This is a genomic window from Brevundimonas sp., from assembly GCF_016463485.1.
Classification (GTDB): Bacteria; Pseudomonadota; Alphaproteobacteria; order Caulobacterales; family Caulobacteraceae; genus Brevundimonas.
The window spans coordinates 1-4,193 of sequence record NZ_JAEMRD010000206.1; the positions used below are offsets into that span (position 1 = coordinate 1).

Here is a 4,193-nt window from a genome sequence, read left to right on the forward strand (position 1 = left end):
CCCCTTAACGGTCCATTCGCCGCCGCGTCGCAGCCGGGCACGTCGCACCGCCTTGGCGCGCCCCCTTCAAACCCTTAGGTTCACCTCAACCGCAGGCGACCCGCCCGCACCCCCCATTCGTGGAAAGCGCCCCCAATGACGCCAGACGCCACTCTTCCCGCCGCCGAGAATCCCCTCGGCGTGGACGGTTTCGAATTCGTCGAGTTCACCGGCCCTGACCCTCAATCCATGATCGCCCGGCTGGAAACCATGGGCTTCGTCCAGACCCATGTGAATCCCGAGACCAACGTCGTGCGCCTGAAACAGGGCGATATCTCCTTCCTGGTCCACCGCACCCCGACCGGGCACGCCGGCGAGTTTGCCAAAGATCACGGCCCCTCCGCCAACGGCATGGCCTTCCGCGTCGCGGATGCAAGGGCCGCCTATGACAGCGCCGTCGCGCGCGGCGCCCATCCGGCCGACGGTCACGCCGGCGGCGCGCTCGGTGATGGCGCCTATGTCCTGCGCGGCATCGGCGGCAGCCTGCTGTATCTGATCGACGCCTATGGCGAGACCGGGTCCCTGTATGACGCCTGGGACGAGATCGAGGGCTGGGAGGAGGACGAGCGCCGGAACAACGTCGGCCTGCACCTGCTGGATCACCTGACCCACAACGTCAAACGCGGCCAGATGCGCACCTGGTCAGGCTTCTACGGCGACGTCTTCGCCTTCGAGGAGCAGAAATATTTCGACATCAAGGGCAAGGCGACCGGCCTGTTCAGTCAGGCCATGATCGCGCCGGACCGCGCCATCCGCATTCCTCTGAACGAAAGCCAGGACGACACCTCCCAGATCGAGGAGTTCCTGAAACGCTACAACGGCGAGGGTATCCAGCACATCGCCCTGGCCACCGACGACATCTTCGCGACCGTCGAAGCGATGCGGGCCCGGGGGGTCGAGTTCCAGGACACCATCGAGACCTATTTCGAGCTGATCGACAAACGCCTGCCCAACCACGGGCATGACGTGGAGCGGATGCGCAAGAACCGCATCCTGATCGACGGCTCGGACGAGGAAGGCCTGCTGCTGCAGATCTTCACCCAGGACACCTTCGGCCCGATCTTCTTCGAGATCATCCAGCGCAAGGGCAACGAGGGCTTCGGCAACGGCAATTTCCAGGCCCTGTTCGACTCCATCGAGCTGGACCAGATCCGCCGTGGTGTCATCGTGGTCGACGCCTGACCATGAAGCTGAAGCCGCCGTCGTGGTTGCCGTTCCTCGGCCCGGTCCTCGCGGCCGTGGCCGGGGCGCTGGCCGGACGACTATGGCTGGATGGAAGCTTCTGGACGGTGCTGATCGCCGGCATCGTCTGCGGCTTCATGCCGATCATCATCTACCGCGTCTGGAAATGGTCGCACCACCGGCGACCGCCCCGATAACCTCGGTCTTCAGCCTTTACGGCATGAACTGGATGGTGCGCGCGAACTGAACCTCGCGCGGGCCGGGAGCGACTTCGGCGTCCCGCATCAGGGCCAGCGCCGCCTCGCCAAACCCCAGGCCCGGATGGGTCTCCCCCAGCACCCGACAGCCGGTCACACGACCGGTGGGCCGTGCCGTGCATTCCAGGGTCACCGCCACGGCGGACAGGGTCGGGCCGGTCCCGGCGTCCTGGGTGCGTTCGATCGACGCCTGCGGCGTCTTTAACGCCACATCCTTCTTGGGTGACGGATCGATGAGCAGAGCGGCGGCGAGAACGAACGCGATCATGACGGAAACCCCTTCGATTCATTAATGATCGACGCACAACTCCGTTCCGCCGGAACGTGACGCTGGAAACGAAAACGGCGGCCCCCGTCCGGGAGCCGCCGCCTGATCGAAAACAGTGAAGGGGACTACTCCTCGTCCTCCTCCTCCTCGTCTTCTTCGTCCTCGTCTTCGTCTTCGTCCTCGTCTTCGTCCTCGTCTTCGTCCTCGTCTTCGTCCTCGTCCTCGTCCTCGTCCTCGTCCTCGTATTCGTCCTCGTCTTCGTCTTCGTCTTCGTCTTCGTCTTCGTCCTCTTCCTCGTCTTCGTCGTCGTCCTCGATGGTCAGCTCGTCGGCGGCGCACAGGTCGACGTTGAAGACCTCCTCGGTGTCGCCGTCGTCATAGACAGCCTTGACGTCGTATTCGCACTCCTCAAGCTCGTCGATCGAGACGTCGAGGCTGTCGCCCGGACCCACTTCCTCGTCCAGCACATTGGGGCCCCAGCTCGGGTCCGACGACCCGCTCAGGTGCATTTCGGTCAGCGTCGCCTCGCCGTCGTTCGTCAGCGAGAACGCGACGTCCTGGGCGATGGCGCTGGTGCCGAACGCCAGCGCGATCACGGACGCAGCCGCGAACAATCTTGTCTTCTTCATTGTGGGTCCCACCCTTGTTGACCGTATTGACGACCGCGATCCCCCTCGATCCGGACGGCCGGAGATCACCAAACGCGGATCAGCGAGTCAACGGCTAAGGTTGATGGGCCCGGGTAGCGACGCGCGTGACGGCGGATCAAATTTTTCGCCATTCGATCCGGCGCCCCTTCCTGCCGTGGTAGACTGAGCCGCGCATCAACCTGGACGCCGTCGTCATGCCCGTCTTCCCCCTGCCCCGACCGATGTCCGCCGCCGGATTTCAGACCATTCAGACCTTTCAGACCCTGTTTTTGTCTCGCGTCGCGGCTCTGGCCCTCGCGGCAACCCTGACGATCGGCACCACCCATGCCCTGGCCCAGACCCGGACCGTGCCCCAGCCGCCCGCGTCGGAGGCCCCCCGCTGGTCTTTCGCCATCCACGGCGGGGCCGGCGTGATCGAGCGCGCCAGCCTCAGCCCCGAACAGGACGCCGCCTATCGCGCATCCCTGACCCGCGCGCTGGAGGCTGGCGGCGCGGTGCTGGAGCGCGGCGGCACGGCGCTCGACGCCATCCAGGCCGCGATCGAGCTGATGGAGGACGATCCCCTGTTCAACGCCGGACGGGGTGCCGTCTTCACCGCAGCGGGCAGGAACGAGCTCGACGCGGCCGTAATGAACGGCGCCGACTTGACGGCCGGTGCCGTCGCCGGCCTGACCACCACCCGCCACCCGATCGCGGCGGCGCGGGCGGTGATGGAGCACAGCCCCCACGTCATGCTGATCGGCCCCGGCGCCGACAGTTTCGCGGCGTCGCAGACCCTGGAACAGGTCGACCCCGCCTTCTTCTTCACCGAGCGGCGCTGGCAGGGCCTGGTCAAGGCCATGACAGACGGCGGCCTGCCGATCCCCGCCCGCCCCGCCGGCGCTCCGCCTGCCCCTGTCGGCGGTATGGCCGACAACGACGCCTCGGCCCCGCCGTTGAACGAGCGCAAGTTCGGCACCGTCGGCGCGGTGGCGCTGGACACCCACGGCAACCTCGCCGCCGGCACCTCCACCGGCGGCATGACCGCCAAACGCTGGGGCCGCGTCGGCGACGTCCCCGTCATCGGCGCCGGCACCTACGCCTCCAACCGCGACGGCTGCGCGGTCTCCGCGACGGGCGACGGCGAGTATTTCATCCGGGCCACAGTGGCGCGGGATATCTGCGCGCGGATGGCGGTGATGGCCGACGAGCGGGTGGGAAGGATTGAGGGCGCGCTTGCACGGGCGGACACCGCTAACCGGGCTGATCCGGATTCAATCACAATGGTGGATGAGATGCGCCCACAAGCCGTCGCGGCGCAGGCCGAGATCGCGGATGCGGAAGGCCTCGGCGGCAAAGGCGGCGTCATTGTCATGGGGCTGGACGGCCGCCCCGCCTTCGCAATGTCCACCTCCGGCATGTACCGGGGCGAAATCCATTCCGACGATCCCGCCCGCGTTGCCATCTACGCCGACGAGACGCCCTGATGACCAAAGCTGCCCCCGACGAACTCACCGACATGGCCGAGGAGGAACTGGCCGCCGCCTGTTCCCTGCTGTGGCCCGAGATCGTGCGGATCACCCCCTGGGGCGACAGCTTCGAGGGCTTCGCCCCGTCCGGCCGCACCGTCGAGGTCGAGCGCCGCTACCTGTGGGCCCATGAGCCCGCCGGCGCCGTCGTCGTCGAGGTCGAGGTCCGCGACGCCTCCAACCGCACCGGCGCCGAAGCCCGCGCCGTCCTCGCACCCCCGACGTAAGAGCCCATCTCTCCTCCCCGTCGCGAAGCGATGGGGAGGTGGCGCGGCCCTTCTTCAGGGCC

The 4,193-nt window shown here is 67.1% G+C and carries 6 protein-coding genes; 4 read left to right on the plus strand and 2 right to left on the minus strand.

Translation table 11 applies throughout. The annotated features are described in order from the left end of the window. Positions 1 to 135 precede the first annotated feature (135 nt). Positions 136 to 1,221, plus strand: a complete 1,086-nt coding sequence (gene hppD / locus JHC99_RS17755; protein ID WP_292155998.1) for a 4-hydroxyphenylpyruvate dioxygenase — start codon at positions 136 to 138, stop codon at positions 1,219 to 1,221. Positions 1,222 to 1,223: 2 nt separating this feature from the next. Next, positions 1,224 to 1,418, plus strand: coding sequence for a hypothetical protein (locus JHC99_RS17760; protein WP_292155999.1), 195 nt, complete (start codon positions 1,224 to 1,226; stop codon positions 1,416 to 1,418). Positions 1,419 to 1,434: 16 nt separating this feature from the next. Here the strand turns inward: JHC99_RS17760 and JHC99_RS17765 are convergent, their stop codons facing one another. Continuing rightward, on the minus strand, positions 1,435 to 1,746 hold the full coding sequence (locus JHC99_RS17765) for a TonB family protein (protein ID WP_292156000.1): 312 nt from the start codon (positions 1,744 to 1,746) through the stop codon (positions 1,435 to 1,437). Between the two features lie 125 nt (positions 1,747 to 1,871). Next, positions 1,872 to 2,375: a hypothetical protein gene (locus JHC99_RS17770; RefSeq protein WP_292156002.1), complete on the minus strand. Its 504-nt coding sequence runs from the start codon at positions 2,373 to 2,375 to the stop codon at positions 1,872 to 1,874. Between the two features lie 215 nt (positions 2,376 to 2,590). Between JHC99_RS17770 and JHC99_RS17775 the strand changes: the two genes are divergently transcribed. Next, on the plus strand, positions 2,591 to 3,862 hold the full coding sequence (locus tag JHC99_RS17775) for an isoaspartyl peptidase/L-asparaginase family protein (RefSeq protein WP_292156003.1): 1,272 nt from the start codon (positions 2,591 to 2,593) through the stop codon (positions 3,860 to 3,862). Continuing rightward, the gene (locus tag JHC99_RS17780) at positions 3,862 to 4,131 is read left to right on the plus strand and encodes a hypothetical protein (RefSeq protein ID WP_292156004.1); all 270 of its coding nucleotides are present in this window, start codon (positions 3,862 to 3,864) and stop codon (positions 4,129 to 4,131) included. Before JHC99_RS17775 ends, JHC99_RS17780 begins: the two co-directional genes overlap by 1 nt. Positions 4,132 to 4,193 lie beyond the last annotated feature (62 nt).

Coding starts and splice junctions, on each gene's coding strand:
- JHC99_RS17780 (WP_292156004.1), top strand. CDS start 3,862: ATGACCAAAGCTGCCCCCGACGAACTCACCGACATGGCCGAGGAGGAA.
- JHC99_RS17775 (WP_292156003.1), top strand. CDS start 2,591: ATGCCCGTCTTCCCCCTGCCCCGACCGATGTCCGCCGCCGGATTTCAG.
- hppD (WP_292155998.1), top strand. CDS start 136: ATGACGCCAGACGCCACTCTTCCCGCCGCCGAGAATCCCCTCGGCGTG.
- JHC99_RS17765 (WP_292156000.1), bottom strand. CDS start 1,746: ATGATCGCGTTCGTTCTCGCCGCCGCTCTGCTCATCGATCCGTCACCC.
- JHC99_RS17770 (WP_292156002.1), bottom strand. CDS start 2,375: ATGAAGAAGACAAGATTGTTCGCGGCTGCGTCCGTGATCGCGCTGGCG.
- JHC99_RS17760 (WP_292155999.1), top strand. CDS start 1,224: ATGAAGCTGAAGCCGCCGTCGTGGTTGCCGTTCCTCGGCCCGGTCCTC.